Genomic DNA, 1,890 nt, shown 5'->3' with positions numbered 1-1,890 from the left:
GAGCCTTTCCCTTCGCCGCGTCCTTGGCCCGCTGCACCGCCGTGGTGGCGGCCCGGTTGCCGAAGCTGGACTGCATCTCGAGGATGGGGCGGTGGGGCGGGACGGGGGACGGGCCTTCGGTCCGGTCGCGCCCGCGGTCCTTGCGGGTCGGCGTCGGGGCGGCCACGGCCTGCCGGGTCGGGGTGCGAGGGGCCGGGGTGCTCATGACGTACGTACCTCTCCTGTGCCGGACCGGGCGACTGGAGCGTAGCCAGGCAGGGCCAACGGAAGGCGTACGGCGGGAAGATCTTTCGCGTACGTGGGCCGAGGGGTCATCGTGCGGGACCGGACAGGGCCGCCAGGCAATCCGGCACGGCCCTCGCGGTGTCGGAGAGCGGAAAACGGGCACCGAGCTGGCCGTCCGGGCGCACCAGGAAGCCGGTCGGGCCGTCGGGGCGGTAGCCTCGGCGAGGGCGGCGGAGCTGTCCGCGTAAAGGATCAGGACGTGCCCGGTGCGACCGCGCAGGACGTCCAGCAGACGCAGCGGGTAGGTGGCCACGGAGGTGGTCAGGCCCCCGCAGTCGGGAGCCCGGTCGCCGGGTTGCGGCGCGTCGGCGGGACCGTACGGGGCGCCGACGACCGGGCTGCTCCGGTATCCGACGAGCAACTGGGCCTCGCGGAGCATCAGCGTCGTCATGCCGTCGGAGTCGTTCTCGATGCCCCGGGTCGCATGCCGGACGGTCCTGCCGACGACCTCCTCGCCGACCGGGCGGCGTTCGGCGTCATAGCTGGTGAGCAGGGCGGGACCGGCTTCCCCGCGCACGACGAGGGCGAGTTTCCAGGCCAGGTTGCAGGCGTCCTGGATACCGGTGTTCATGCCCTGAGCCCCGGTGGGCGGATGGATATGGGCGGCGTCGCCCGCGACGAAGACCCGGCCGTCGCCGTACCGGTCGACGATCCGGTGGCTGATGCGGAAGACGGAGGCCCAGCGCATCCCGGACAGGGACGCCGGGCGGGGGGCCAGGCGGTCGACGACGGCCTGGATGTCGGCGAGCTCCGGCACGCGTCCGCCTTCCAGCCCGTGCGCCACCTCGCCGGCGTCCGCCGGCCGGGTGGAGAGTCCGGGCGGCACGAGCATCGACATCCGGTACCGCCCCGCCCCGGGAAGCGGGATGCAGACGAGCAGGTCATCGGTGGAACCGTCGTCGGCGGTGTGGCTCGCGCGCACCCCGTAGCCGCCGGGCAGGTCCCAGTCGGCCACGACGTCGGCCAGCATGTACTCCTCGGCGAACGCCCCGCCCTCGAACGCCAGCCCCAGTCCCTTGCGCACGGTGCTGTGTGCGCCGTCGCAGCCGACGATGAACCGGCAGCGGACCTCCTCGTCGCCACCGGACCCGGAAGTGAGCCGAGCCGTGACCCCGTCCGCGTCCTGGGTGAACGACACGAGCTCGGTCCCGCGCTCGACGCGGGTGTCCAGGCCCGCCACGTACTCCTCGAGGATGCGCTCGGTCTCGTACTGCGGAAGCGCGGCGAAGCCGTAGGGCACCTCGGGCGGCAGCGCCAGATCGATCCGGGCGACCTCGCTCCCGTTGACGTGGATCAGCTGGCCGCGCATCGGGACGGCGGCCTCCAGCACGGTCCGCACGAGGCCCATCCTGTCCCAGATCTCCAGCGTGCGCGGCTGGATGCCCACGGCCTTGGCGTACGGAAGCCGGGCCGCCAGCCGCTCGACGACGCGGCACGACACCCCGCGCCGGCGGAGCTCGGCGGCCGCGCTCAGCCCGACCGGACCGGCGCCGACGATCAGTACGTCGGTGGTGTGGTCGTGCGCCACGGATACCTCCCGCGCCTCGCCCCCGGCCGGTCCCTCCTCCATGGTCGCCCGGCGGGGCGGGGGCGGCGAGCCGGGGG

The 1,890-nt window shown here is 74.0% G+C and carries 1 protein-coding gene; it reads right to left on the bottom strand.

Going from position 1 to position 1,890, the window contains the following annotated elements:
* Positions 1-1,813 (bottom strand): FAD-dependent monooxygenase (locus JGS39_RS39410; protein ID WP_308120996.1); only part of this gene is annotated, 1,813 nt, incomplete at its 3' end.
* Positions 1,814-1,890: the final 77 nt, after the last annotated feature.

The sequence above is a fragment of the Streptomyces poriferorum genome (assembly GCF_019399235.1).
GTDB classification, from domain to species: domain Bacteria; phylum Actinomycetota; class Actinomycetes; order Streptomycetales; family Streptomycetaceae; genus Streptomyces; species Streptomyces poriferorum.
Note: the sequence above shows the minus strand (reverse complement) of the source record. Positions and strands in the feature narration are given on the sequence as shown.